This is a genomic window from Geodermatophilus sp. SYSU D01180 (genome assembly GCF_054050415.1).
Window position 1 is genome coordinate 73,178 of sequence record NZ_JBJGZH010000009.1, and the last position, 23,836, is coordinate 97,013.

At 74.9% G+C, this 23,836-nt stretch carries 21 protein-coding genes; 19 read left to right on the plus strand and 2 right to left on the minus strand.

Features of this window, described 5'->3' with window-relative positions:
• Nucleotides 1-12 precede the first annotated feature (12 nt).
• Nucleotides 13-1,287 (minus strand): isochorismate synthase, encoded by a 1,275-nt coding sequence (locus tag ACI8AA_RS10605; protein ID WP_457044415.1) that lies wholly within the window; start codon nucleotides 1,285-1,287, stop codon nucleotides 13-15.
• 36 nt (nucleotides 1,288-1,323) lie between these two features.
• On the opposite strand from ACI8AA_RS10605, the gene ACI8AA_RS10610 reads away from it, so the two are divergent.
• The 19 genes from ACI8AA_RS10610 to ACI8AA_RS10700 all read left to right on the plus strand — a co-directional run bounded on the left by ACI8AA_RS10610 (nucleotide 1,324) and on the right by ACI8AA_RS10700 (nucleotide 23,139).
• Nucleotides 1,324-2,040, plus strand: a complete 717-nt coding sequence (locus tag ACI8AA_RS10610; protein ID WP_457044416.1) for a demethylmenaquinone methyltransferase — start codon at nucleotides 1,324-1,326, stop codon at nucleotides 2,038-2,040.
• Between the two features lie 244 nt (nucleotides 2,041-2,284).
• Nucleotides 2,285-2,971: a phosphoribosyltransferase gene (locus tag ACI8AA_RS10615; protein ID WP_457044417.1), complete on the plus strand. Its 687-nt coding sequence runs from the start codon at nucleotides 2,285-2,287 to the stop codon at nucleotides 2,969-2,971.
• A gap of 41 nt (nucleotides 2,972-3,012) precedes the next feature.
• On the plus strand, nucleotides 3,013-4,287 hold the full coding sequence (locus tag ACI8AA_RS10620; RefSeq protein WP_457044418.1) for a geranylgeranyl reductase family protein: 1,275 nt from the start codon (nucleotides 3,013-3,015) through the stop codon (nucleotides 4,285-4,287).
• A 152-nt stretch (nucleotides 4,288-4,439) separates the two neighbouring features.
• Complete coding sequence (locus ACI8AA_RS10625; protein WP_456941620.1) at nucleotides 4,440-4,802, plus strand: NADH-quinone oxidoreductase subunit A; 363 nt, start codon at nucleotides 4,440-4,442, stop codon at nucleotides 4,800-4,802.
• Between the two features lie 27 nt (nucleotides 4,803-4,829).
• The gene (locus ACI8AA_RS10630) at nucleotides 4,830-5,507 is read left to right on the plus strand and encodes a NuoB/complex I 20 kDa subunit family protein (RefSeq protein WP_457044419.1); all 678 of its coding nucleotides are present in this window, start codon (nucleotides 4,830-4,832) and stop codon (nucleotides 5,505-5,507) included.
• Nucleotides 5,504-6,241 carry an NADH-quinone oxidoreductase subunit C gene (locus ACI8AA_RS10635; RefSeq protein WP_456930278.1) on the plus strand — a complete coding sequence of 246 codons (738 nt, stop codon included), beginning with the start codon at nucleotides 5,504-5,506 and terminating at the stop codon, nucleotides 6,239-6,241. Before ACI8AA_RS10630 ends, ACI8AA_RS10635 begins: the two co-directional genes overlap by 4 nt.
• Nucleotides 6,238-7,560, plus strand: a complete 1,323-nt coding sequence (locus ACI8AA_RS10640) for an NADH-quinone oxidoreductase subunit D (protein WP_457044420.1) — start codon at nucleotides 6,238-6,240, stop codon at nucleotides 7,558-7,560. The genes ACI8AA_RS10635 and ACI8AA_RS10640 overlap by 4 nt, the downstream gene beginning before the upstream one ends.
• Nucleotides 7,557-8,579, plus strand: a complete 1,023-nt coding sequence (nuoE, locus tag ACI8AA_RS10645; protein WP_457044421.1) for an NADH-quinone oxidoreductase subunit NuoE — start codon at nucleotides 7,557-7,559, stop codon at nucleotides 8,577-8,579. Before ACI8AA_RS10640 ends, nuoE begins: the two co-directional genes overlap by 4 nt.
• A 3-nt stretch (nucleotides 8,580-8,582) precedes the next feature.
• Nucleotides 8,583-9,911, plus strand: a complete 1,329-nt coding sequence (gene nuoF, locus ACI8AA_RS10650) for an NADH-quinone oxidoreductase subunit NuoF (protein ID WP_457044422.1) — start codon at nucleotides 8,583-8,585, stop codon at nucleotides 9,909-9,911.
• A 73-nt stretch (nucleotides 9,912-9,984) separates the two neighbouring features.
• A complete protein-coding gene (locus ACI8AA_RS10655; protein ID WP_457044423.1) occupies nucleotides 9,985-12,486 on the plus strand; it encodes an NADH-quinone oxidoreductase subunit G in 2,502 nt (833 codons plus the stop codon).
• Complete coding sequence (gene nuoH, locus ACI8AA_RS10660; RefSeq protein WP_457044424.1) at nucleotides 12,483-13,979, plus strand: NADH-quinone oxidoreductase subunit NuoH; 1,497 nt, start codon at nucleotides 12,483-12,485, stop codon at nucleotides 13,977-13,979. The genes ACI8AA_RS10655 and nuoH overlap by 4 nt, the downstream gene beginning before the upstream one ends.
• Nucleotides 13,972-14,613 carry an NADH-quinone oxidoreductase subunit NuoI gene (gene nuoI / locus ACI8AA_RS10665; RefSeq protein ID WP_457044425.1) on the plus strand — a complete coding sequence of 214 codons (642 nt, stop codon included), beginning with the start codon at nucleotides 13,972-13,974 and terminating at the stop codon, nucleotides 14,611-14,613. Before nuoH ends, nuoI begins: the two co-directional genes overlap by 8 nt.
• The gene (locus tag ACI8AA_RS10670) at nucleotides 14,610-15,413 is read left to right on the plus strand and encodes an NADH-quinone oxidoreductase subunit J (RefSeq protein WP_457044426.1); all 804 of its coding nucleotides are present in this window, start codon (nucleotides 14,610-14,612) and stop codon (nucleotides 15,411-15,413) included. Before nuoI ends, ACI8AA_RS10670 begins: the two co-directional genes overlap by 4 nt.
• A complete protein-coding gene (nuoK, locus tag ACI8AA_RS10675) occupies nucleotides 15,410-15,709 on the plus strand; it encodes an NADH-quinone oxidoreductase subunit NuoK (RefSeq protein ID WP_073421291.1) in 300 nt (99 codons plus the stop codon). Before ACI8AA_RS10670 ends, nuoK begins: the two co-directional genes overlap by 4 nt.
• An 18-nt stretch (nucleotides 15,710-15,727) precedes the next feature.
• Nucleotides 15,728-17,635 carry an NADH-quinone oxidoreductase subunit L gene (gene nuoL, locus ACI8AA_RS10680; protein WP_457044427.1) on the plus strand — a complete coding sequence of 636 codons (1,908 nt, stop codon included), beginning with the start codon at nucleotides 15,728-15,730 and terminating at the stop codon, nucleotides 17,633-17,635.
• A 34-nt stretch (nucleotides 17,636-17,669) separates the two neighbouring features.
• Complete coding sequence (locus ACI8AA_RS10685) at nucleotides 17,670-19,283, plus strand: NADH-quinone oxidoreductase subunit M (RefSeq protein WP_457044428.1); 1,614 nt, start codon at nucleotides 17,670-17,672, stop codon at nucleotides 19,281-19,283.
• Nucleotides 19,283-20,812 (plus strand): NADH-quinone oxidoreductase subunit NuoN, encoded by a 1,530-nt coding sequence (gene nuoN / locus ACI8AA_RS10690; protein ID WP_457044429.1) that lies wholly within the window; start codon nucleotides 19,283-19,285, stop codon nucleotides 20,810-20,812. Before ACI8AA_RS10685 ends, nuoN begins: the two co-directional genes overlap by 1 nt.
• Entirely contained in the window at nucleotides 20,812-21,870 is a 1,059-nt protein-coding gene (locus ACI8AA_RS10695) for a polyprenyl synthetase family protein (RefSeq protein ID WP_457044430.1), read from the plus strand. Before nuoN ends, ACI8AA_RS10695 begins: the two co-directional genes overlap by 1 nt.
• Nucleotides 21,871-21,882: 12 nt before the next feature.
• Nucleotides 21,883-23,139, plus strand: coding sequence for a PQQ-dependent sugar dehydrogenase (locus tag ACI8AA_RS10700; RefSeq protein ID WP_457044431.1), 1,257 nt, complete (start codon nucleotides 21,883-21,885; stop codon nucleotides 23,137-23,139).
• Here ACI8AA_RS10700 and ACI8AA_RS10705 read toward each other — a convergent pair.
• Nucleotides 23,123-23,782: a pyridoxamine 5'-phosphate oxidase family protein gene (locus tag ACI8AA_RS10705; RefSeq protein WP_457044432.1), complete on the minus strand. Its 660-nt coding sequence runs from the start codon at nucleotides 23,780-23,782 to the stop codon at nucleotides 23,123-23,125. The two genes, ACI8AA_RS10700 and ACI8AA_RS10705, sit on opposite strands and share 17 nt — an antisense overlap.
• Between the last annotated feature and the right edge of the window lie 54 nt (nucleotides 23,783-23,836).

Genomic DNA, 23,836 nt, shown 5'->3' on the forward strand with positions numbered 1-23,836 from the left:
GACGGAGCCGCCTCAGCCCTCCAGCGCGGCCTGGAAGGCGGCGAACTTCGCCTGCGTCTCGGCGAGCTCGGCCGTCGGGTCGGAGGCGGCGACGATGCCGCAGCCGGCGAACAGCCGGGCCGAGCGCGGGTCGTCGTCGACCAGCTGGGCGCAGCGCAGGGCCAGCCCGAACTCGCCGTCCCCGCGGGCGTCGAGCCAGCCCACCGGCCCGGCGTAGCGCCCGCGGCCCATGCCCTCCAGCTCGGCGATCACCGCGGCGGCGGCCTCGGGCGGCGTGCCGCAGACGGCGGCGGTCGGGTGCACGGTGTCGACCAGCTCCAGCAGCCCGGCCCGGCCGCGGGCGCCGGAGCGGCGCTGGGTGCCGACGACGTCGGTGGCCAGGTGCCGCACGTTGGGCAGCGTCAGCAGCGAGGGCTGCTCCGGCACCGACAGCGCGGTGCAGAACGGGTCGAGCGCGCGCACGAGCGAGTCGACGGCGAGGGCGTGCTCGGCGCGGTCCTTGGCGCTGGCCAGCAGGCCCGCCGCGAGCCGCTCGTCCTCGGCGCCCGCGCCGCGCGGGGCGGTGCCGGCCAGCACCCGCGCGGACAGCTGCCGGCCGGTGCGGCGCAGCAGCAGCTCGGGGGTGGCGCCGAGCAGCCCGTCGACGGCGAAGGTCCAGCAGTCCGGGAAGCGGGCGGCCAGCCGGTCCAGCAGGCGGCGCGGGTCCAGCGGCACGTCGGCGGTGACCAGCAGGTCGCGGGCGAGCACCACCTTGGCGAGGTCGCCGGCCCCGATGCGGCCGATCGCGGCGGACACCGCGCCGCACCACGAGGCGGGGTCGAGCGCGCCGTCGGCGTAGCGGAGCCGGCCCGGCGCGGGGGTCAGCGGCTCGCGGGTGGCCGGCAGCACGTCGCGCGGGTCGGCGCCGCCGGTCGTGGTCACCCACGCGACGCCGTCGCGGCGGCCGACGACGACCTCGGGGACGACGAACACCGACGTCTCCCGCGCGGGGTCGAACGCGACGCTCGCGAACACCACCGGCCCGGAGCCGGGCACGCCCACCTGGTCGTCGACGGCGAGGGCGGCGCTGCGGTCGGCCCACCAGGCGGCGGCCTCGGCCAGCGCGCCGGGACCGGAGACCTCGAGGCGGTCGGCCTCGCCCCAGCCGACCAGGCCCTCGCCGCGGCGCACCCAGGACAGGGCGCCCTCGCGCGGCAGCAGCGCCAGCAGGTCGGGGGAGTCGGGCAGCGCGACCGTGGTGACGGCGGGCGCGACGGCGTCCGGGGTGGTCACCGCCGCTGCCGTCACAGCCCCCAGCGTAGGCAGCCGGTAGCGTCGTCCGCCGTGGCAGACCGGCGAGACAGCGCACACACCGCCGGGTCGAGGGCCGGGCTGGACAAGCAGCCGCACGAGGTCGCGGCCATGTTCGACGGCGTCGCCCGCCGCTACGACCTCACCAACACCGTGCTCTCCGGCGGCCGCGACGCCGCCTGGCGGCGGGCCACCCGCGAGGCGCTGGGCGCCCGGCCGGGGGACGTCGTCCTCGACGTCGCCGCCGGCACCGCCGTCTCCACCGTCGAGCTCGCCGCCAGGGGCGTGCGGGCCATCGCCTGCGACTTCTCGCAGGGGATGCTGCGGGCCGGCGCCGGGCGGCCGGTGCCCAAGGTGGCCGGCGACGCGATGGCGCTGCCGTTCGCCGACGCGAGCGTCGACGGGCTGGTGGTCTCCTTCGGCCTGCGCAACGTGGCCGACCCCGACGCCGCGCTGCGGGAGTTCGCCCGGGTCGTGCGGCCGGGCGGGCGACTCGTCGTCTGCGAGTTCTCCAGCCCCACGTGGAAGCCGTTCCGCACCGTCTACACCGAGTACCTCGTGCGGGCGCTGCCGCGGATCGCCCGCGCGGTGAGCAGCAACCCCGACGCCTACGTCTACCTGGCCGAGTCGATCCGCGCCTGGCCCGACCAGCCGGCGCTGGCCGCCCGCATCCAGGCCGCCGGGTGGACCGACGTCGCCTGGCGGGACCTCACCGGCGGCGTCGTCGCCCTCCACCGCGCCCGCAGGTGACCTGCTGGGACGGCCCCGTCGCAGGGGCCCGCGCCGAGCGGAGCGAGGTGTGGGGGCGAGGGGGTCCTTCCACTAGCGTCGGCGCATGACGACACCGACACCGATGCCCGAGCCGCCCGGTCCGTCGCCGTCCCCGGTCGACCCGATCTCGCCGCCGTCGCCGGCCCCGCTCCCGCAGCCGAGCCCCACCGACCCGAGCGCCCCGCCGCCGTCGGGACCCCAGCCCGTCTGATCCGGCCGCGCGGTGGACGGCCGCCCGTACCGCGACCGGCGTGACGCCGGCCGGCGGCTCGCCGCGCGCCTGACCGACCCGGCCCGTCCCCCCGGCGTGCCGCTCGGCCCGGACGCGCTGGTCCTCGGCCTGCCCCGCGGCGGCGTTCTGGTCGCGGCCGAGGTCGCGGCGGCGCTGGGCGCGGAGCTCGACGTGGTCGCCGTCCGCAAGCTCGGCCTGCCCGAGCGGCCGGAGCTGGCCATGGGCGCGCTGGCCGCGGTGGGGGAGACCGTCGAGAGCGTCCGCAGCGAGTCCGTCCTCGCCCGCAACCCCGTCGCGCCCGCCGCCGCGGACGAGGTGCGCCGCTCCGAGCTGGCCGAGCTGCGCCGCCGGCAGCTGGCCTACCGCGGGGACCGACCGCCGCCCGCGCTCGCCGGCCGCACCGCCGTCCTCGTCGACGACGGGCTGGCCACCGGCGCCACCATGCGCGCCGCCCTCGCCGCGGTCCGGGCGGCCGGGCCCGCCGCGGTCGTCGTCGCCGTCCCGGTCGGGGCGCCCGACGTGTGCGCCGACCTGTCCGTGCTGGCCGACGAGGTCGTCTGCCCGGTCACCCCGCACCCGTTCGGCGCCGTGGGCCGCTACTACGACGACTTCGGCGAGACGTCCGACGACGAGGTGCGCGCCGCGCTCGCCGGCGGCCCCGGCGGGGCGCCCGCCTAGGCTCGGGGCGACCGCAGACCGAGCGCCGAGGGGGCCAGCGCGTGACGAGTCCGACCGCCGGGGGCAGTGCCGACGTCGTGGTGGTCGGTGCCGGGCCGGCCGGGTCGGCCGCCGCGTGGACCCTGGCCACCGCCGGGCTCGACGTCGTCGTGCTGGAGAAGGCGCGCTTCCCGCGGGAGAAGGTCTGCGGCGACGGGCTGACGCCGCGCGCGGTGAAGGCGCTGGACGACATGGGGATCGACGTCTCCCCGGAGGCCGGCTGGGTGCGGCACCGCGGCCTGCGGGTCTTCGGCGGCGGCCAGGTGGTCGAGGTCGACTGGCCGCGGCTGTCCTCCTGGCCCGGCTACGGCCTCATCCGGCCGCGGAAGGACCTCGACCTCGTGCTCGCCGAGCACGCCGTGGCCGCCGGCGCCCGGCTCGAGCAGGAGGTCACCGTCACCGACCCGCTGCTCGACGACGCCGGCCGGGTCGTGGGCGTGCACGCGCAGGCCGGCCCCGGCAGGGAGCCGGTGACCTGGCGGGCGCCGCTGGTCGTCTCCGCGGAGGGCCTGTCCGGCCGGCTGGCCAAGGCGATCGGGCTGACCCGCCGCGAGGACCGGCCGCTCGGCGTCGCCGTCCGCCGGTACGTGCAGACGCCGCGCGGCGAGGACCCCTACCTCGACATCTCCTTCGACCTGTCCGCCGCGGGCCCCACCGCCGACTCGATGCCCGGCTACGGCTGGTCGTTCGGCATGGGCGACGGCACCGCCAACGTGGGCTTCGGCCTGCTCGACACCCGCCGCGGCGGCGAGACCGACGCGCGCACCGTGCTGCGCCGCTGGCTGGCCACCCTGCCGCGGGAGTGGCAGCTCGGCGAGGAGCACGCGGTCACCCCGCTGCGCGGTGCCGGCCTGCCCATGGCGCTCAACCGCGGCCCCGCCTACACCCGCGGGCTGCTGCTGGCCGGTGACACCGCGGGCGTGGTCAACCCGTTCAACGGCGAGGGCATCAGCTACGCGCTCGAGACCGGCCGGATGGCCGGGGAGACGGCGGCCGCCGCGCTCGCCGCACCGGAGGGGCCGGCCCGCGAGGCGGTGCTGCGCCGCTACCCCGAGCGGCTGCGCGAGGCCTACGGCCGCCACCACCGGCTCGGGATGGCCTTCCTCTCGCTGCTCGACCGCCCCGGCCTGGTCCGCTTCGCCACCGCCCACGGGCTCAAGCGGCCGGCGATGGTGAACGCCGCGCTGCGGCTCATGGGCAACCTCTCCGACGGCCGCGACGGCGACCGCTTCGACCGCGTGGTCGCCGTCCTCACCCGCCTGGCGCCGTCCGTCTGAGGAGGGCCCGAAGCGGTCCGTGACAGGACCGTTACCCGGGGATGTGAACTCACTCACCCCCCGCGCTTCACTTGCCGTCCCCGGCGGCATAGGCTCGTGGCACGAGTTTGTGAATTTCTTCACAAGCCCACGAGCCGCCGAGGGAGGCGCCGGTGCTGTCGTCCTACGTCCCGATCGTGGGGCTGTTCGCGCTCGCCGCGGCCTTCGCGCTGTTCTCGGTGACGGTCGCGCCGTTCGTCGGCCCGCGCCGCTACAACCGGGCCAAGCTCGAGGCCTACGAGTGCGGCATCGAACCGGTCGACCAGCCGCTGCACGGCGGCCGCTTCCCGGTGAAGTACTACCTGACGGCGATGCTCTTCATCGTCTTCGACATCGAGATCGTCTTCCTCTACCCGTGGGCCGTCGCCAACGACGCGCTGGGTGTCTTCGGCCTGGTCGAGATGGCGGTCTTCATCGCCACCGTCTTCCTCGCCTACGCCTACGTCTGGCGCCGCGGCGGCCTGGAGTGGGACTGAGCGTGGGACCGACGGAGGGGAGCTGACGTGGGGCTCGAGGAGAAGCTGCCGAGCGGCTTCCTGCTGACCACGGTCGAGAAGCTGGTCAACTGGACGCGCAAGTCCTCGCTGTGGCCGGCCACCTTCGGCCTGGCGTGCTGCGCGATCGAGATGATGGCCACCGGCGCCGGCCGCTACGACCTGGCCCGCTTCGGCATGGAGGTGTTCCGCGCCTCCCCGCGCCAGGCCGACCTCATGATCGTCGCCGGCCGGGTGAGCCAGAAGATGGCGCCGGTCCTGCGGCAGATCTACGACCAGATGCCCGAGCCGCGCTGGGTGCTCGCCATGGGCGTCTGCGCCAGCTCCGGCGGCATGTTCAACAACTACGCGGTGGTGCAGGGCGTCGACCACGTCGTCCCCGTGGACATGTACCTCCCCGGCTGCCCGCCGCGCCCGGAGATGCTCGTGGACGCGATCCTCAAGCTGCACCACAAGATCCAGAACGAGCCGCTCGGTCCCAAGCGGGCCCGCCGGCTCGAGGAGGACCGGGCCGAGGGCCGCGCGCCCGACCTGCTGGTCGAGATGCCCTCCAGCGTCCGCGCCGACAAGGCCAAGCGGGCCGCCTACGAGCAGGCCGCGGCCCTCGGCCGCACCGGCCAGTTCGCCATCGAGCAGCGCGGCGGCGACGCCGTCCTCCTGCCCGGATCGCGCGGCGGGTCCCGGTGACCGGCCCCGGCGACCGCAGCGGCGCCGACGCCTCGCAGGGCGCCGCGGCCGCGGGCGGCGGCTTCCGCAAGGGCGCGTTCGGCGTCAGCGGCAGCGGCGACACCTCCGGCTTCGGCGGCCTGGTCCGCGTCGAGCCCGGTGGGGCGGTCGCGCTGCACTCCACCGACCGCCCCTACGGCGGCTGGTTCGACGAGGTGACCGACGCGCTGGTCGACGCCGTCGGGGCGGCCACCTACGCCGCCGCCGTGCAGCGGGTCCTCGTCGACCGCGGGGAGATCACCTACTTCGTCGCCCGCGAGCACCTGCTCACCCTGGTCCGGGCGCTGCGCGACGACGACGCGCTGCGCTTCGAGCTGTGCAGCAGCGTCTCCGGCGTCGACTACCTGGACAGCGGCGGCCCCGCGGTGGACGCCGGCCGGCCGCGGCTGCACGTCGTCTACCACCTCACCTCGATGACCTACCGGCGGCGGATCCGGCTCGAGGTCGCGGTCACCGCCGAGGACCCGCACGTGCCGTCGGTGTCCTCGGTCTACCCGACGGCGGACTGGCACGAGCGGGAGACGTACGACATGTTCGGCGTCGTCTTCGACGGACACCCGGCGCTGACCCGGATCCTCATGCCCGACGACTGGGACGGGCACCCGCAGCGCAAGGACTACCCGCTCGGCGGCGTGCCGGTGGAGTACCACGACGCGACGATCCCGCCGCCCGACACCCGGCGGAGCTACCGATGAGCACCACCCACGACCCGTACGCCGGCTCGCGGGAGACCACCGAGGGGCGGGTCTACACCGTCACCGGCGGCGACTGGGACCAGGCCTTCGGCGCGGACCTCTCCGGCGAGGAGCGGCTCGTCGTCAACATGGGGCCGCAGCACCCCTCGACGCACGGCGTCCTGCGGCTGGTCCTCGACCTCGAGGGCGAGACGGTGACCAAGGCGCGGGTGGTCATCGGCTACCTGCACACCGGCATCGAGAAGAACACCGAGTACCGCAACTGGGTGCAGGGCACGACCTTCGTGACGCGGATGGACTACCTGGCCCCGCTGTTCAACGAGGCCGGCTACTGCACGGCCGTCGAGAAGCTGCTCGGCATCGAGGTGCCGCAGCGCGCGCAGACCATCCGCGTGCTGGTCATGGAGATCAACCGGATCGCCTCGCACCTCGTGGGCCTGGCCACCGGCGGCATGGAGCTGGGCGCGCTCACCGGCATGACCAACGGCTTCCGCGAGCGGGAGCTGTGCCTCGACCTGCTCGAGGAGATCACCGGGCTGCGGATGAACCACGCCTACATCCGGCCGGGCGGCGTCGCCCAGGACCTGCCGGCCGGCGTGGAGGACTCGATCCGCGAGTGGCTGACCGTCATGCCCGAGCGGCTCGCCGGCTACCACAAGCTCCTCACCGGCCAGCCGATCTGGCAGCGCCGGCTCAAGGACGTCGGCTACCTCGACGTCACCGGCTGCCTCGCCCTCGGGGTCACCGGGCCGGTCCTGCGCGCGGCCGGGCTGCCCTGGGACCTGCGGAAGACCGAGCCCTACCTCGGCTACGAGACCTACGACTTCGAGGTCCCCACCGCCGACACGTCCGACGCCTGGGGGCGCTACCTGGTCCGGATGGCCGAGATGTTCGAGTCGCTGAGGATCGTCCGCCAGGCGCTCGACCGGCTCGAGCCCGGCCCGGTGATGGTCGAGGACCGGAAGATCGCGTGGCCCGCGCAGCTGTCGCTCGGCGCCGACGGCATGGGCAACTCCCTCGAGCACGTCCGCCACATCATGGGCACCTCGATGGAGGCCCTGATCCACCACTTCAAGCTGGTCACCGAGGGCTTCCGGGTGCCGGCCGGGCAGGTGTACGTCCCGATCGAGTCGCCGCGCGGGGAGCTCGGCTACCACGTGGTCAGCGACGGCAGCACCCGCCCGTGGCGCGTCCACGTGCGCGACCCCAGCTTCGTGAACCTGCAGGCCACCGCCGCCATGAGCGAGGGCGGGATGATCGCCGACGTCATCGCCGCCATCGCCTCCATCGACCCCGTGATGGGAGGGGTGGACCGATGAGCGCGCTCCCCGGGTCCCGGGAGGGCGCGGCGACGACCGGGCTGGTCGACAGCCCGGTCGAGCCGCCGCCGGCCGACCTGCCGCCGCTGACCGAGCAGGCGTGGCTGGAGGCGCGGGAGATCACCACCCGCTACCCGCAGCCGCGCTCGGCGCTGCTGCCGATGCTGCACCTGGTGCAGAGCTACCAGGGCTACGTGACGCCGGAGGGCGTCGCGCTGTGCGCCGAGGTGCTCGGGCTGACCAAGGCCGAGGTCGGCGCGGTCGCGACCTTCTACACGATGTACAAGCGCCGCCCGACCGGCCGGCACCTGGTCAGCGTCTGCACCAACACGCTGTGCGCCGTCCTCGGCGGGCAGCGGATCATGGACGCGCTGTCGGCCGACCTCGGCGTCCACCACGACGAGACGGCGGCCGACGGCTCGGTCACCCTCGAGCACGCCGAGTGCCTGGCCGCCTGCGACTACGCGCCGGTGGTCACCGTCGACTACGAGTTCTACGACCAGCAGGACGTCGAGAGCGCCCGCGCGCTGGTCGCCGCGCTGCGCCGGGGCGAGAAGCCGCACCCCACGCGCGGCGCCCCGCTCACCGACTTCCGCGGGGTGTCCCGGCAGCTGGCCGGCTTCTCCCAGCACGCCGACGCCGGGGCCGCGCGCGCCGCCGTCGACGCGCCGGGGGAGTGGGGCCCCACGCTGGCCGGCGTCCGGCTGGCCGCCGACCGCGGCGAGGCCGCCCCGCCGATGAGCGGCCCGGAGCCCGAGCCCGCCGACACCGGCGAGCCCGCGGACGCCGTCGCGCCGTCCGGCGACGCCGGGCAGACGCCGGAGGAGGAGGCCGCCGACGCCCGGGTGGCGGCCGCCGACAACCCGGCCGAGCGGGCCGGCGCCGCGCAGGCGCACCCCGACCGCGGCGCCGAGTACGGCCGCCGCACCCCCGGCGGCGACCGTCCCACCCCCGACACCCCCGCGGGCGCCGAGCCGGGCACCTCCGGCCAGGGGCCCGCGACCCAGCGGGAGGCCTGACCGATGCCCCTCACCCCCGTCCTCACCTCGCGCTGGGGCGCCGAGCAGCCCTGGCGGCTGTCCACCTACGAGTCCCTCGACGGCTACGCCGCGCTGCGCACCGCGCTGTCGATGCAGCCCGACGAGCTGGTCTCCCTGGTCAAGGACTCCGGCCTGCGCGGCCGCGGCGGCGCCGGCTTCCCCACCGGCATGAAGTGGAGCTTCATCCCGCAGCCCAAGCCGGGGGAGACGCCCACCGGGCCGGCCGCGATGCCCAAGTACCTGGTGGTCAACGCCGACGAGGGCGAGCCGGGCACCTGCAAGGACCTGCCGCTGATGATGACCGACCCGCACTCCCTGGTGGAGGGCGTGATCATCTCCGCGTACGCGATCCGCTGCCGGTTCGCCGTCATCTACGTCCGCGGCGAGGCCGTGCACGCCCACCGCCGGTTGGTGTCCGCCGTCGAGGAGGCCTACGCCGCGGGGTACCTCGGCAGCGACGTCCTGGGCTCGGGCTACGACCTGGAGCTGGTCGTGCACGCCGGCGCCGGTGCCTACATCTGCGGCGAGGAGACGGCGCTGCTCGACTCGCTCGAGGGCTACCGCGGGCAGCCGCGGCTCAAGCCGCCGTTCCCGGCGGTCGCCGGCCTCTACGGCGCCCCGACGGTCATCAACAACGTCGAGACGCTGGCCACCGTGCCGTTCGTGGTCCGTGGCGGGGCGGAGTGGTTCAAGCGGTTCGGGCCGGAGAAGTCGCCCGGGCCGAAGATCTACTCGCTGTCGGGCCGGGTCACCCGCCCCGGCCAGTACGAGGCGCCGATGGGCAGCACGATGCGCGAGCTGCTGGAGATGGCCGGCGGCGTGCGCGCCGGGCACGAGCTCAAGTTCTGGACGCCGGGCGGCTCCTCGACGCCGTACTTCACCGCCGAGCACCTCGACGTGCCGCTCGACTTCGACTCGGTCGCCGCCGCGGGCTCCATGCTCGGCACCACCGCCCTGATGGTGTTCGACGAGACCGACTCGATCGTCGAGGCCACCCTGCGGTTCACCGAGTTCTACGCGCACGAGTCCTGCGGCAAGTGCACGCCCTGCCGCGAGGGGACCTACTGGCTGGTCCAGGTGCTGCAGCGGCTGGTCGACGGCCGCGGCACGGCGGCCGACCTGGACCTGCTCACCGACACCTGCGACAACATCCTCGGCCGCTCGTTCTGCGCCCTCGGCGACGGCGCGACCAGCTGCATCACCAGCTCGCTCAAGTACTTCCGCGACGACTACGTCGCCCTGCTGCCGCCCGAGGAGCAGGCCCGCCTGGGCCGCTCGCTGCGGCTCGAGCCCGTCGGAGTGGCCTCGTGACCGAGCTCGCGAGGTCACGCAGGAACAGAGCACCGGGTGGCACTGGTGCGACGAGCGCCAGCGAGGAGGACCAGTGACCCTCACGCCCACCGCCCCCGAGCCCGCGCCGGCGGTGCCGCCGGGCGTCCCCGGCCCGCACACCCCGCCGGACGCCGTCCACTGCACCATCGACGGCTTCGACGTCGCGGTGCCCAAGGGGACGCTGATCATCCGGGCCGCGGAGATGGTCGGCATCCAGATCCCGCGGTTCTGCGACCACCCGCTGCTGGACCCGGTCGGCGCCTGCCGGCAGTGCCTGGTCGAGGTGGAGGGCCAGCGCAAGCCGGTGGCCTCCTGCACCATGCCGGTCACCGACGGCATGGCGGTGAAGACGCAGCTGACCAGCCCGGTCGCCGACAAGGCGCAGCAGGGCACGATGGAGCTGCTGCTGATCAACCACCCGCTGGACTGCCCGGTCTGCGACAAGGGCGGCGAGTGCCCGCTGCAGAACCAGGCGATGAGCAACGGCCGCGCCGAGACCCGCTTCGTCGACGTCAAGCGGACCTATCCCAAGCCGCTGCCGATCAGCAGCGAGATCCTGCTCGACCGCGAGCGCTGCGTGCTGTGCGCCCGCTGCACCCGCTTCTCCCAGCAGGTGGCCGGCGACCCGTTCATCGAGCTGTTCGAGCGGGGCGCGCTGGAGCAGGTGGCCGTCTACGAGGACGAGCCGTTCTCCTCCTACTTCTCCGGCAACACCACCCAGATCTGCCCGGTCGGCGCGCTCACCAGCGCGCAGTACCGGTTCCGGTCGCGGCCGTTCGACCTGCGCAGCGAGCCCTCGGTGTGCGAGCACTGCTCCTCGGGCTGCTCGATGCGCACCGACTACCGGCGCGGCAAGGTCATGCGCCGGCTGGCGGGGGAGGACCCGGCGGTCAACGAGGAGTGGACCTGCGACAAGGGCCGCTTCGCCTTCCGCTACGCCGCCACCAACGACCGGCTCACCACCCCGCTGGTCCGGCGCGACGGCGTCCTGGAGCCCGCCTCCTGGCCGGACGCGTGGGCCGCGGCCGCCGAGGGCCTGCGCGCGGCGCGGGCCGCGGGCGGGGTCGGGGTGCTGCCCGGCGGCCGGCTGACCGTCGAGGACGCCTACGCGTACGCCAAGTTCGCCCGCGTGGCGCTGGGCACCCACGACGTCGACGCCCGCGCCCGCGCCCACTCCGCCGAGGAGCAGGCGTTCCTCGCCGCGCACGTGGCCGGCACCGGCCCGGGTCGCGGGGCGGTCACCTACGACGAACTCTCCGCCGCCCCGGCCGTGCTGCTGGCCGGCTTCGAGCCGGAGGAGGAGTCGCCGATCGTCTTCCTCCGCCTGCGCCGGGCGGTGCGGAAGAACCGGCTGGCCGTCTACGACCTGGCCCCCTTCGCCACCCGCGCGGCGCAGAAGCTGCAGGCCACCGTGCTGGTCACCCGGCCCGGCGAGGAGGCCCGCGCGCTCGCGGCGCTGGCCGAGGGCAGCTGGGGCGGTCCCGCCGTCGAGGCGCTGCGCCAGCCCGGCGCGGTCGTGCTGGCCGGCGAGCGGCTGGCCGAGGTGCCCGGCGCGTTCACCGCGCTCGCCGCCCTCGCCCGCGCCACCGGCGCCCGCCTGGCCTGGGTGCCGCGGCGGGCCGGGGAGCGCGGCGCCGTCGAGGCCGGCGCGCTGCCAGCGCTGCTGCCCGGCGGCCGGCCGGTCGAGGACCCCGTCGCCCGCGCCGAGGTGGCCGCGCTGTGGGACGTGGACCCCGCCGACCTGCCGGCGCTGCCCGGCCGGGACACCACCGGCATCCTCGCCGCGGTCCGCGACGGCCGGCTGGCCGGCCTCGTCGTCGGCGGCGTGGACCCCGCCGACCTGCCCGACCCCGCCCTGGCGGCGGAGGCACTGGCCGCGGCGTCGTTCGTGGTCAGCCTCGAGCAGCGGCCGACCGCCGTCACCGAGCACGCCGACGTCGTCCTGCCGGTGGCCGCCGCGCCGGAGAAGGCCGGCAGCTACCTGGACTGGGAGGGCCGGGTGCGGTCCTTCGACGCCACGCTGCACGGCACCGGCCAGCTCCCCGACGGCCGGGTGCTGCACGGCCTGGCCGAGCACCTCGACGCCGACCTGCGGCTGCCCACCCCCGACGCCGCGCGCGCCGAACTCGCCTTCCTCGGCGACGCGAGCGCCCGCGCCGACGGCGGCCTCGACGTGCCGCCGGCCGTGGCGCCGGAGCCGGGCGAGGGCGAGGCGCTGCTGGCCTCCTGGCGGCAGCTGCTCGACGTCGGGACGCTGCAGCGCGACGAGCCGGAGCTCGCCGGCACCGCCCGCCCGCCGGTGGTGCGGATCAGCGCCGCGCGGGCCGCCGGGCTCGGCGTGGCCGACGGCGCCCCGCTCACCGTCACCGGCGCCACCGGCTCGGTCACCCTGCCCGTGTGCGTCACCGAGATGCCCGACGACGTGGTGTGGCTGCCGATGCGCTCACCGGGCAGCGAGCTGCGCACGGGCCTCGGCACGGCGCCCGGCGGCGTCGTCCGGCTGAGCGCCTCCGGATCGAGCGCCTCCGGATCGAGCGCGGGAGGTGCCGCGTGACCCTGCTCGCCGCCGCCGCCGACCAGCCGACGCTCGAGGACTTCGGGCACGACGTCTGGTGGATCGTGCTCCTCAAGATCGTCGGTGTCTTCGTCGTGCTGGTCCTGATGACGCTGTTCGCGATCGTGTTCGAGCGCAAGGTCGTCGCCCGGATGCAGCAGCGCATCGGCCCCAACCGGGTCGGCCCGCGCGGCTACCTGCAGAGCCTGGCCGACGGGCTGAAGCTGGCGTTCAAGGAGGACATCCGGCCCGCGCTCGCGGACAAGCCGATCTACTTCCTGGCCCCGGTCATCGCGACCATCCCGGCGTTCCTGGCGTTCTCGGTCATCCCGCTGGGCCCGGTCGTCAGCATCTTCGGCCAGCAGACCCCGCTGCAGCTCACCGACGCCCCCATCGGCGTCCTCGTCGTCCTGGCCTGCTCGGCGATGGGCGTCTACGGCATCGTGCTGGCCGGCTGGGCCTCGGGCTCGACCTACCCGCTGCTCGGCGGCCTGCGCAGCGCCGCCCAGATGGTCAGCTACGAGATCGCGATGGGGCTGTCGATCGTCGCGGTGTTCCTCTACGCCGGGTCGATGTCGACCTCGGAGATCGTCGCCGCCCAGGCCGACGGCAACCGGCTGTCGTTCTTCGGGCTGGAGTTCACCGGGCCGAGCTGGTTCGCGGTCCTGCTGCCGGTCAGCTTCGTCATCTACGTGATCGCCGTCGTCGGCGAGACCAACCGGGCGCCGTTCGACCTGCCCGAGGCCGAGAGCGAGCTGGTCGGCGGCTTCCACACCGAGTACTCGTCGCTGAAGTTTGCGCTGTTCTTCCTCGCCGAGTACATCAACATGGTCACCGTCTCGGCGCTGGCCGCGACGCTGTTCCTCGGCGGCTGGCGGGCCCCGTGGCCGATCTCGATCTGGGACGGCGCCAACTCCGGCTGGTGGCCGCTGCTGTGGTTCTTCCTCAAGGTCGCCGCCGCGCTGTTCGTGTTCATCTGGCTGCGCGGGACGCTGCCCCGGCTGCGCTACGACCAGTTCATGCGCTTCGGCTGGAAGGTCCTGGTGCCGACGGCGCTGGTCTGGATCCTCGCCGTCGCCACCATGCGCACCGTCTCCCGCGAGGCGGACCTGTCCACCGGGCAGGTGGCGGTGTTCGTCGGTGTGCCGATCGCGCTGCTGGTGCTGCTCGGCCTGTCGGTCGCCAGCCGGGCCAGCAACCGCGACACGCGGCTCATGGCCGAGGACGCCGCGGCCGGCGGCATCCACGCCACCGACCCCGACCCCGAGGTGCTGCCCCCCGCCGGGCCGCGGCACCGGCCGGCGCAGCGCACCGGCCCGGCCCGTGCCGAGGGCGGGTTCCCGGTGCCGCCCATGGACCTCGTCGTGCCGCCGTCGCCGCGGCTGCGCCGGGCCGAGCCGGTGGGCACGCGCCCCGAGGGCGGCGTGGTCAGCAGCGGCCGCCGAGCCGCCGGCAGCACCGCGACCAGCGCACAGGAGGACTCCGATGTCTGAGCGGACCCCCGCCGGGGCCACCCCGGCCCGGCGCGGCGGCGGTGAGGTCGAGCGGTCAGGCGGCGCCGGCGGCGGCACGCCCGCGCCGCGCCGCAGCCTGCTGCCGGCGCCCGGCCAGGGCTTCGGCGTCACCTTCGCCCAGATCTTCAAGAAGGTGACCACGGAGGAGTACCCCGAGGTCCCCAAGGTGACCAAGCCGCGCTACCACGGCCGGCACGTTCTCAACCGGCACCCCGACGGGCTGGAGAAGTGCATCGGCTGCGAGCTGTGCGCCTGGGCGTGCCCGGCCGACGCGATCTACGTCGAGGGCGGGGACAACACCGAGGACGCGCGCTACAGCCCCGGTGAGCGGTACGGCCGCGTCTACCAGATCAACTACCTGCGCTGCATCTTCTGCGGGCTGTGCATCGAGGCCTGTCCCACCCGCTCGCTGACGATGAGCAACGACTTCGAGCTGGCCGACGACAACCGGCAGGACCTGATCTACACCAAGGAACAGCTCATGGCCCCGCTGCTGCCCGGCATGGAGGCCCCGCCGCACGCGATGCGCCTCGGCGACGACGAGAAGGCCTACTACGTGCGCGAGCCGCAGCAGGGCTCGGCGGCGGAGCCGGTCACGGTGGAGCGGGCATGACCGACGTCGTCATCGGCACCGGCGAGGCCGTCGTCTTCTGGGTCCTCGGGCCGATCGCGCTGGCCGGGGCGCTGGGGATGGTGTTCAGCCGCAACGCCGTCCACTCGGCGCTGTGGCTGGTGAACACGATGCTGGCGCTGGGCGTCTTCTACGTCGTCCAGTCCGCGCCGTTCCTCGGCGCCGTGCAGATCATCGTCTACACCGGCGCGATCATGATCCTGTTCCTGTTCGTCCTCATGATGGTCGGCCGGGACTCCTCGGACTCGGTGGTGGAGACCCTGCGCGGGCAGCGGGTGGCGGCCACGGTGCTCGGCGTCGGGTTCGCCGGGCTGGTCGGCGCCGGCATCGCCCGCGCCACGCAGGACACCCCGGTCGCGGGCCTGTCCGACGCGCAGGGCGGCGCCGGCAACATCGACGCGATCGCCGAGCTGCTGTTCACCCGCTACCTCCTGGCCTTCGAGGTCACCAGCGCGCTGCTCATCACCGCCGCGGTCGGCGCGATGGTGCTCGCGCACATCGAGCGCGAGCCCGGGACCCGACGGACGCAGAAGGAGCTCTCCCGCGCCCGGTTCCTCACCGACCGGCCGCAGACGCTGCCCGGCCCCGGCGTGTTCGCCCGCGCCAACTCCGTCGCCGCCGGCGCGCTGCTGCCCGACGGGCGCACCGCCGAGGACAGCCTGGCCACCGGCATCGAGCCCCAGGAGGTCGACCAGATGCCCCGCCCCACCGGCCGGGCCCAGCTCGGCAGCCCGGACGCCGCCCTCGGCACGCTCGACCCGGCCCCGGAGGACCGGGCATGACGCTCACGCACTACCTGGTGCTCGCGGCGATCCTGTTCACCATCGGCGCCGTCGGCGTGCTGGTGCGGCGCAACGCGATCGTCGTCTTCATGTGCGTCGAGCTGATGCTCAACTCGGTCAACCTGACCCTGGTCACCTTCGCCCGCGCCACCGGCACCGTCGACGGCCAGATCATGGCGTTCTTCGTCATGGTCGTCGCCGCGGCGGAGGTCGTCGTCGGCCTCGCGATCATCATGTCGATCTACCGGACCCGCCGGTCGGCGTCGGTCGACGACGCCAACCTGCTCAAGTACTGACGGGAGCCGGTCACCCCCATGGAATCCGCCGTCGCCGCCGAGGGCCTGCTGTCGGCCTCGTGGCTGGTCATCGCACTGCCGCTGCTCGGGGCCGCGGTCCTCCTGCTGGGCGGGCGCCGCACCGACCGGTGGGGCCACCTGCTGGGGACGGCGACCGTCCTGGCCGCCTTCGTCGTCGCGCTGCTGTGCACGATCCAGCTGGCCGGCCTGGAGGAGCGGGCGGTCGACGTCGACCTGTTCACCTTCCTGTCGGTGGGCTCGCTCGACGTGCCGGCCGGGCTGCTGGTGGACCCGCTGTCGGCCACCTTCATGCTGCTGATCACCGGCGTGGGCGGGCTGATCCACGTCTACTCGGTCGGCTACATGGCGCACGACCCGCGGCGGCGCCGGTTCTTCGCCTACCTGAACCTGTTCGTCGCGGCGATGCTGCTGCTGGTCCTCGGCGACAACTACGTGGCCCTCTACGTCGGGTGGGAGGGCGTGGGCCTGGCCTCCTACCTGCTCATCGCCTTCTGGCACGAGCGCCCGGCCGCGGCCACCGCCGCGAAGAAGGCCTTCGTGATGAACCGGGTCGGCGACGTCGGCCTGGCCCTGGCGATCTTCGTGATGTTCGCCCAGCTCGGGACGGTGTCCTACGAGGGCGTCTTCGGCGGCGTCGGCGCCCTGGCCGGGGGCACGGTGACGGCGCTCGGCCTGCTCCTGCTGCTCGGCGCGTGCGGCAAGTCCGGCCAGTTCCCGCTGCAGGCGTGGCTGCCCGACGCCATGGAGGGCCCGACGCCGGTCTCGGCGCTCATCCACGCCGCGACGATGGTCACCGCCGGCGTCTACCTCATCGCCCGGTCCGCGCCGATCTACGACCTGACGCCGACCGCCCGCGCCGTCGTCCTCGCCGTCGGCGCGATCACGCTGCTCTACGGCGCGATCGTGGGCTGCGCGTACGACGACATCAAGAAGGTGCTCGCGTACTCGACGGTCAGCCAGATCGGCTACATGTTCCTGGCCGTGGGCCTGGGCCCGGTGGGTTACGCCGCGGGCATCGCGCACCTGCTCACCCACGGCTTCTTCAAGGCCGGGCTCTTCCTCGGGGCCGGGTCGGTCATGCACGCCATGGGCGACCAGGTGGACATGCGCCGCTTCGGGGGGCTGGCGCGGAAGCTGCCGGTCACCTTCGCCACCTTCGGCCTGGGCTACCTCGCGCTGATCGGGTTCCCGTTCCTGTCCGGCTACTGGACCAAGGACGCGATCATCGAGGCGGCGCTGGACCGCGGCGACGGGTGGGGCTGGCTGCTCGGCGCGGTCGCCGTCGTCGGCGCCGGGCTGACCGCCTTCTACATGACCCGGCTGGTGATCATGACCTTCCTCGGCCGGCCGCGGTGGACCGAGGGCCAGCACCCGCACGAGGCGCCGCCGGTGATGACCGCCCCGATGGTGCTGCTCGCCGTCGGCTCGGTGGCCGCCGGCTTCCTGCTGGTGCAGGTCTTCCCGCTCGACGAGTGGCTCGCCCCGGTGTTCGGCGAGCCCGAGGAGGCCGCACACGTCGTGGCCCCGGCCGTCGTCGGGGTCGTGGTCACCGCGGTGATGCTGGTCGGCGTCCTGGCGGCCTGGCTGTTCGTCGGTCGCCGCGAGGTCCCCGAGGTCGCCCCGGCGCGCGTCTCCCCGGTGGTGCGCGCGGCGCGCAAGAGCCTCTACGCCGACACGGTCAACGAGTCGCTGTTCATGCGGCCGGGCCAGTGGCTCACCCGGGCGCTGGTGTGGGTGGACAACCGCGGCGTCGACGGCGCGGTCAACGGCCTGGCCGCCACGCTCGGCGGCTCGTCGTCGCGGCTGGGCCGGGCGCAGACCGGGTTCGTCCGGTCCTACGCGCTCGGGATGCTCGGCGGCGCGGTCCTGGTGGCCGGGGCGCTGCTGGCGGTGACGGCCGGGTGAGCGGGCCGGGCTCTCAGGAGAGGACGACGACAGAGTGAGCGACTCCCTGCTCCTGGTCGCGATGCTGGTGGTGCCCGCGGTGGGCGCCGCCGTCGTCGCGGCGCTGCCCCGCGCGAACACCGCGCTGGCCCGGCAGCTCGCGCTCGGCGTCAGCCTGGTCGTGCTGCTGCTCGCGGTGCTGGCCACGGTGGCGTTCGACCCCGACGGCGACCGGTTCCAGCTGACGACGTCGGTGCCGTGGATCGAGGGCTTCGGCGTCGACTTCGCCCTCGGCGTCGACGGCATCGCGCTGGTCATGCTGCTCCTGGTCGGCGTGCTGGTGCCGGTGGTCGTGCTCGCCTCCTGGCGCGACGAGCCCACGACCCGGCGCTCCATGCGGACGTTCTTCGCCTGGCTGCTGCTGCTCGAGGCCTGCATGGTCGGCGTCTTCGCCGCCACCGACGTCTTCCTCTTCTACGTCTTCTTCGAGGCGATGCTCGTCCCGATGTACTTCATCGTGGGCAGCTTCGGCGGCCCGCGCCGGCAGTACGCCGCGGTCAAGTTCTTCCTGTACAGCCTGGTCGGCGGGCTGGTCATGCTCGCCGCGGTCATCGGCCTGTACGTCGTCAGCGAGGCGGCGGGCGACGGCACGTTCGCCTTCGAGTCGCTGCGGCAGCTCGACATCGACCCGGCCGCGCAGCGGCTGCTGTTCCTCGGCTTCTTCGTCGCCTTCGCGATCAAGGCGCCGCTCGTGCCGCTGCACACCTGGCTCCCCGACGCCGGTGCCGAGGCCCCGATCGGCGGCGCGGTGCTGCTCGTCGGCGTCCTCGACAAGGTCGGCACGTTCGGGTTCCTGCGCTACTGCCTGCCGCTGTTCCCCGACGCCTCGCGGGAGTTCGCCCCGCTGGTGCTCGTGCTCGCCGTCGCCGGCATCCTGTACGCCGCGCTGCTGGCGATGGGGCAGAGCGACATGAAACGGCTGGTGTCCTACACCTCGATCGCGCACTTCGGCTTCATCGCCCTCGGCGTCTTCGCCTTCACCACCGAGGCCGGCACCGGCGCGGTGCTGTACATGGTCAACCACGGCATCGCGACCGGCCTGCTGTTCCTCGTCGTCGGGATGCTCATCGCCCGCGGCGGCTCCCGGCTGGTCGGCGACTACGGCGGCGTGGCCGCGCGGGCGCCGAAGCTGGCCGGGGTCTTCCTGATCGCGGGGCTCGCCTCGCTGGCGCTGCCGGGCACCAACAGCTTCGTCAGCGAGTTCCTCGTGCTCGTCGGCTCGTTCCCGACCCGGCCGGTGTTCACGGTCCTGGCCACCGTCGGGATCATCCTCGCCGCCCTCTACGTCCTGCTGCTCTACCAACGGACCATGCACGGCCCGCCGCGCGGCGTGCTCTTCCCGGCCGACGACGAGCCGGCCCCGGCCCCCGCGGGCGGCGCGCACGGCGCGACGGCGACCCTGACCGCCCCGGCCCGGGCGACGGCGCGGCTGCGCGACCTCACCCGCCGCGAGACGGCCGTCGTCGCCCCGCTCGTCGCGCTGATCGTCGTGCTCGGCGTCTACCCGCAGCCGCTGATCCGGCTGATCGAGCCGGCCGTCGCCGCGACCATGAGCGACGTCGGCGCCGACCCGGCCGGCGTCGAGGCTCCGACCGAGGGGACCGACTGATGACCATCGAGGCCCCCGACCTCTCGTTCGCCGCGCTCGCGCCGCTCCTGTTCGTCCTCGGCGCCGCGTGCATCGGCGTGCTCGTCGAGGCGTTCGGCCCGCGCGACACCCGGCACCCGGTGCAGGTCGCCGTCGCGCTGGTCGGCACCGTCGGCGGGCTGGTCAGCACCCTGCTGCTGGCCGGCACCCGCGAGGTGACCGCCGGGGGAGCGCTCGCGATCGACGGCGCCGGGCTGTTCCTGCAGGCCACCATCGCCGGGCTCGGCGCGTTGTCGCTCCTGCTGTTCGCCGAGCGCAACCTCGACCCGGCCCGCTCGGCGTTCGTCGTCTCCGCCGCGGTGCCGGCGGGCAGCGTCCGCGACCGCGAGCTGCTCACCGTGCAGCGCGTGCAGACGGAGGTCTACCCGCTGGCCACCTTCGCCATCGGCGGCATGATGCTGTTCGTCACGGCGAACGACCTGCTGCTGATGTTCGTCGCGCTCGAGGTGCTCAGCCTGCCGCTGTACCTGATCAGCGGCCTGGCCCGCCGGCGCCGGCTGCTGTCGCAGGAGGCGGCGGTCAAGTACTTCCTGCTCGGCGCGTTCGCCTCGGCGTTCTTCCTCTACGGCCTGGCGCTGGTCTACGGCGCCACCGGCAGCGTCCGGCTCTCCACCGTCCGCGAGGCGGTCACGGCCGGCGGGGGCGGCACGCTCGCCGTCCTCGGCCTGGCGCTGCTGGTCGTCGGGCTGCTGTTCAAGGCCAGCGTGGCGCCGTTCCACACCTGGACGCCGGACGTCTACCAGGGCGCGCCCACCCCGGTGACCGCGTTCATGGCCGCCTGCACCAAGGTCGCCGCCTTCGGCGCCATCCTGCGGCTGCTCTACGTCGCGTTCGGCACCGAGGAGTGGACCTGGCGGCCGCTCGTCTACGCCGTGGCGATCGTCTCGATGGTCGTCGGTGCGGTCCTCGGGCTCACCCAGACCGACCTCAAGCGGATGCTCGCCTACTCGTCGGTCGCGCACGCCGGGTTCCTGCTCACCGGCGTCCTCGGCTACCCGGGGACGGGCCTGTCGGCCGTGATGTTCTACCTGCTGGTCTACGGCCTGACCACGCTCGGCGCGTTCGCCGTGCTGACCCTCGTGCGCAGCGGCGACGGCGAGGCGACGCACCTGTCGCAGTGGGCGGGCCTCGCGCAGCGTTCGCCGGTCACCGCGGCGGTGATGAGCCTGTTCCTGCTCGCCCTCGCCGGCATCCCGCTCACCAGCGGCTTCACCGGCAAGTTCGCCGTCTTCCGGGCGGCGATCGAGGACGGCGCCTGGCCGCTGGCGCTGGTCGCGCTGCTGGCGAGCGCGGTGGCGGCGTTCTTCTACCTGCGGGTCATCGTGCTCATGTATTTCTCCGAGCCGGCCGCCGACGGCCCCACCGTCGGCGTGCCCGGGCTGCCCACCACCGTCGTCCTCGCGGTGACCGCCGCGGCCACCCTGGTCCTGGGGATCGTCCCCGGGGCGGTGCTCGGTCTCGCCGATCGGGCGGCTATCTTCGTCGGTTGATGACCGGACCCCGTGCCGCCGTCGACGGGATCGCCCCGGCCGAGGTCTGGCACCGCATCTCGACCCCCGCCTCGACCATGGGCCCCTGGCTCCCGGGCGGGGACCTCGGCGACTCGCTGGCCGAGGGGCTGGCGAACGTGGAGGCGGCGCTGGCCACCGCGGTGGCCAGCGAGCACTCCTTCGTCTCCGAGGCCGCGGGCCACCTCATGGCCGCGGGCGGCAAGCGCTTCCGCCCGATGCTCGCGCTGCTGGCCGCTCACCTGGGCGACGCGCACGCGCCGGACGTCGTGCGGGCCGCCGTCGTGTGCGAGCTCACCCACCTGGCCACGCTGTACCACGACGACGTCATGGACGAGGCCGCCGTCCGCCGCGGGGCGCCCAGCGCGAACAGCCGGTGGACCAACAGCGTCGCGATCCTCACCGGCGACTTCCTGTTCGCCCGCGCCTCGGACCTGCTCGCCGACCTCGGCCCCGAGGCGGTGCGCATCCAGGCGCGCACCTTCGAGCGGCTGGTCACCGGCCAGATCCGGGAGACCGTCGGCGCCCGCCCCGGCGAGGACCGCGTGCAGCACTACCTCGAGGTGCTGGCCGACAAGACCGGCTCCCTGGTGGCCACCTCGGCCCGCTTCGGCGCCCGCTTCGCCGGCGTCGACGCCGACCTGGTGGCGGCGCTGACCCGCTTCGGCGAGGAGGTCGGCGTCGCGTTCCAGATCTCCGACGACCTGCTCGACATCGTCAGCCAGGACGGCGCGTCGGGGAAGGCGCCCGGCACCGACCTGCGCGAGGGCGTCGCCACGCTGCCCGCGCTGATCGCCCTGGCCGGGGACGACCCCGACGACGCGCGGCTGCGCGAGCTGGTGTCCCGCCCGCTGTCCGACGACGCCGAGCACGCCGAGGCGCTGGCGCTGCTGCGCGGGTCCGCGGCGCTCGACCGCGCCGGCGCGGTGCTGCGGGAGTACGCCGACCGTGCCCGGTCCTCGCTGTCCGCCGTCCCCGCCGGTGAGGTGCGGGACGCGCTGTCGGCGCTGTGCGACTACGTGGTCACCCGCACCAGCTGACGAAGGACCCCCGTGCCCCGCACCGCTCGCACGCTCGCGGCGGGCCCCTGCACGAGGGCCACGGTCCTGGCCGCCGTCCTGGTGCTGGCCGGCTGCTCCGGGACCGACGGGGGCGACGGGACCGGCGACCTGCCCGGCGCGCAGGAGGACGCGGCGGCCACCGAGGCCCCCGACGGCGGGGTGCCCGCGCCGGGCGGCCTGCCCGAGCTGCAGGTCGAGACCGTCCTCGGCGGGCTCGACCACCCCTGGGACGTCGCCCAGGCGCCCGACGGCACCCTGCTGCTCGACGAGCGCGGCGGCGGCCTCACCGCGGTGCTGCCCGACGGCACCGCCCGGGAGCTCGACGCCGACTTCTCCGACCTCTTCGCCGACGGCGAGACCGGCCTGATGGGCCTGACCCTCGACCCGGCCTTCGCCGGCAACCGCCGGCTGTACACCTGCCAGGGCGTGCAGGAGGACGGCGGCGCGGAGATCCAGGTGATCGCCTGGACCGTCGACGCCGGCTGGACCCGCGCCACCCGCGTCGCCGACCCGCTGGTCGGCGGCATCCCGGTCAACGAGCGCACCGGACGGCACGGCGGCTGCCGCGTCCGCTTCGCGCCCGACGGCGCGCTGCTCGTGGGCACCGGCGACAACGCCGTCGGCAGCAACCCCCAGGACCGCTCGACCCTGGCCGGCAAGGTGCTGCGCGTCGACGCCGCCACCGGCGGCCCCGCGCCGGGCAACCCGTTCGCCGGCGACCCGGACCCGGTGACCCGGCTGCTGCTGAGCTACGGGCACCGCAACGTGCAGGGCATCGCCGTCCGGCCGGGGACCGGGGAGGTCTACACCGTCGAGCAGGGGCCCGACCGCGACGACGAGGTCAACCGGTCGGTGCCCGGCGGCAACTACGGCTGGGACCCCGACGGCGAGGGCGGCTCCTACGACGAGAGCGTGCCGATGACCGATCCCGGACTGCCCGGCGCGGTGGCCGCGGTCTGGTCCTCGGGTGACCCGACGATCGCCACCAGTGGCGCCGACTTCCTCAGCGGGGCCCCCTGGGGCGGTTACGACGGGCTGCTGCTCGTGGGCGTGCAGAAGGACACCGGAGTGCTCGCGCTGCGGATCGACGGCGAGGGGCGGCTGACCGAGCAGTTCCGCATGCCGGGGCTGGAGGACCGCTTCGGCCGGATCCGGACGCCGCGGCTCGGCGTCGACGGCGCGCTGTACGTCACCACCGACAACGGCGGCGGCGAGGACGTCCTGCTGCGCGTCACACCGGTCGGCTGAGCACCCGGTCGGGCACCGGCGTCCCCTCCGGCAGCAGGGGGCAGGGCTCGGGCTCCCCGACCACGGTGCGCAGCGGGAGCACGCCGGCCCACACCGGCGAGCTCAGGTCCTCCTCGTCGTCGACCGGCGGCCCGGTGCGCACCTTGACGCTGGCCTCGGTCAGGTCGAGGGCCAGCAGCGCCGTCGCGGCCAGCTCGCGGCGCGTGGGCCGCCGGGTCGCCGCCCAGGACCCCGGCGCCAGGTGCTCGGTGAGGACCTCCAGCCCGCGCAGCCGCTCCTCGGGGTCGGTCACCACGCGCGCGGTCCCGTGGACGACGGCGCAGCGGTAGTTCACCGAGTGGTGGAACGCCGAGCGGGCGTACACGACGCCGTCGAGGTGGGTGACGGTGAAGCAGACCGGCGCCCCGGTGGCCGCGGCGCGCAGCGTGGCCGCGCCGGTGGAGCCGTGCAGGTAGAGGGTGTCGCCGCGGCGCCCGTAGCCGGTGGGGAGCACGACCGGGGCGTCGCCGAGGACGACGCCGAGGTGGCCGACCAGCCCGGCGTCGAGGACGGCGTGCAGCTCGGCGCGGTCGGTGCGGGCGCGCCTCGCGCCCCGGCGGACGGTGCTGCGGGGAGTGGGGGACAGCGGCGGCGCGGTGCTCACGGCGACCACCCTGCGACGCCGACTGGCCTGCCGGAAGGGCCAGTATGCTGCCGA

Bases quoted from the DNA above. Each gene is read 5' to 3' on its own strand.
- ACI8AA_RS10640 (WP_457044420.1), top strand. From the start codon at position 6,238: ATGAGCACCACCCACGACCCGTACGCCGGCTCGCGGGAGACCACCGAG.
- nuoE (WP_457044421.1), top strand. From the start codon at position 7,557: ATGAGCGCGCTCCCCGGGTCCCGGGAGGGCGCGGCGACGACCGGGCTG.
- nuoF (WP_457044422.1), top strand. From the start codon at position 8,583: ATGCCCCTCACCCCCGTCCTCACCTCGCGCTGGGGCGCCGAGCAGCCC.
- nuoI (WP_457044425.1), top strand. From the start codon at position 13,972: ATGTCTGAGCGGACCCCCGCCGGGGCCACCCCGGCCCGGCGCGGCGGC.
- ACI8AA_RS10670 (WP_457044426.1), top strand. From the start codon at position 14,610: ATGACCGACGTCGTCATCGGCACCGGCGAGGCCGTCGTCTTCTGGGTC.
- nuoK (WP_073421291.1), top strand. From the start codon at position 15,410: ATGACGCTCACGCACTACCTGGTGCTCGCGGCGATCCTGTTCACCATC.
- nuoL (WP_457044427.1), top strand. From the start codon at position 15,728: ATGGAATCCGCCGTCGCCGCCGAGGGCCTGCTGTCGGCCTCGTGGCTG.
- nuoN (WP_457044429.1), top strand. From the start codon at position 19,283: ATGACCATCGAGGCCCCCGACCTCTCGTTCGCCGCGCTCGCGCCGCTC.
- ACI8AA_RS10695 (WP_457044430.1), top strand. From the start codon at position 20,812: ATGACCGGACCCCGTGCCGCCGTCGACGGGATCGCCCCGGCCGAGGTC.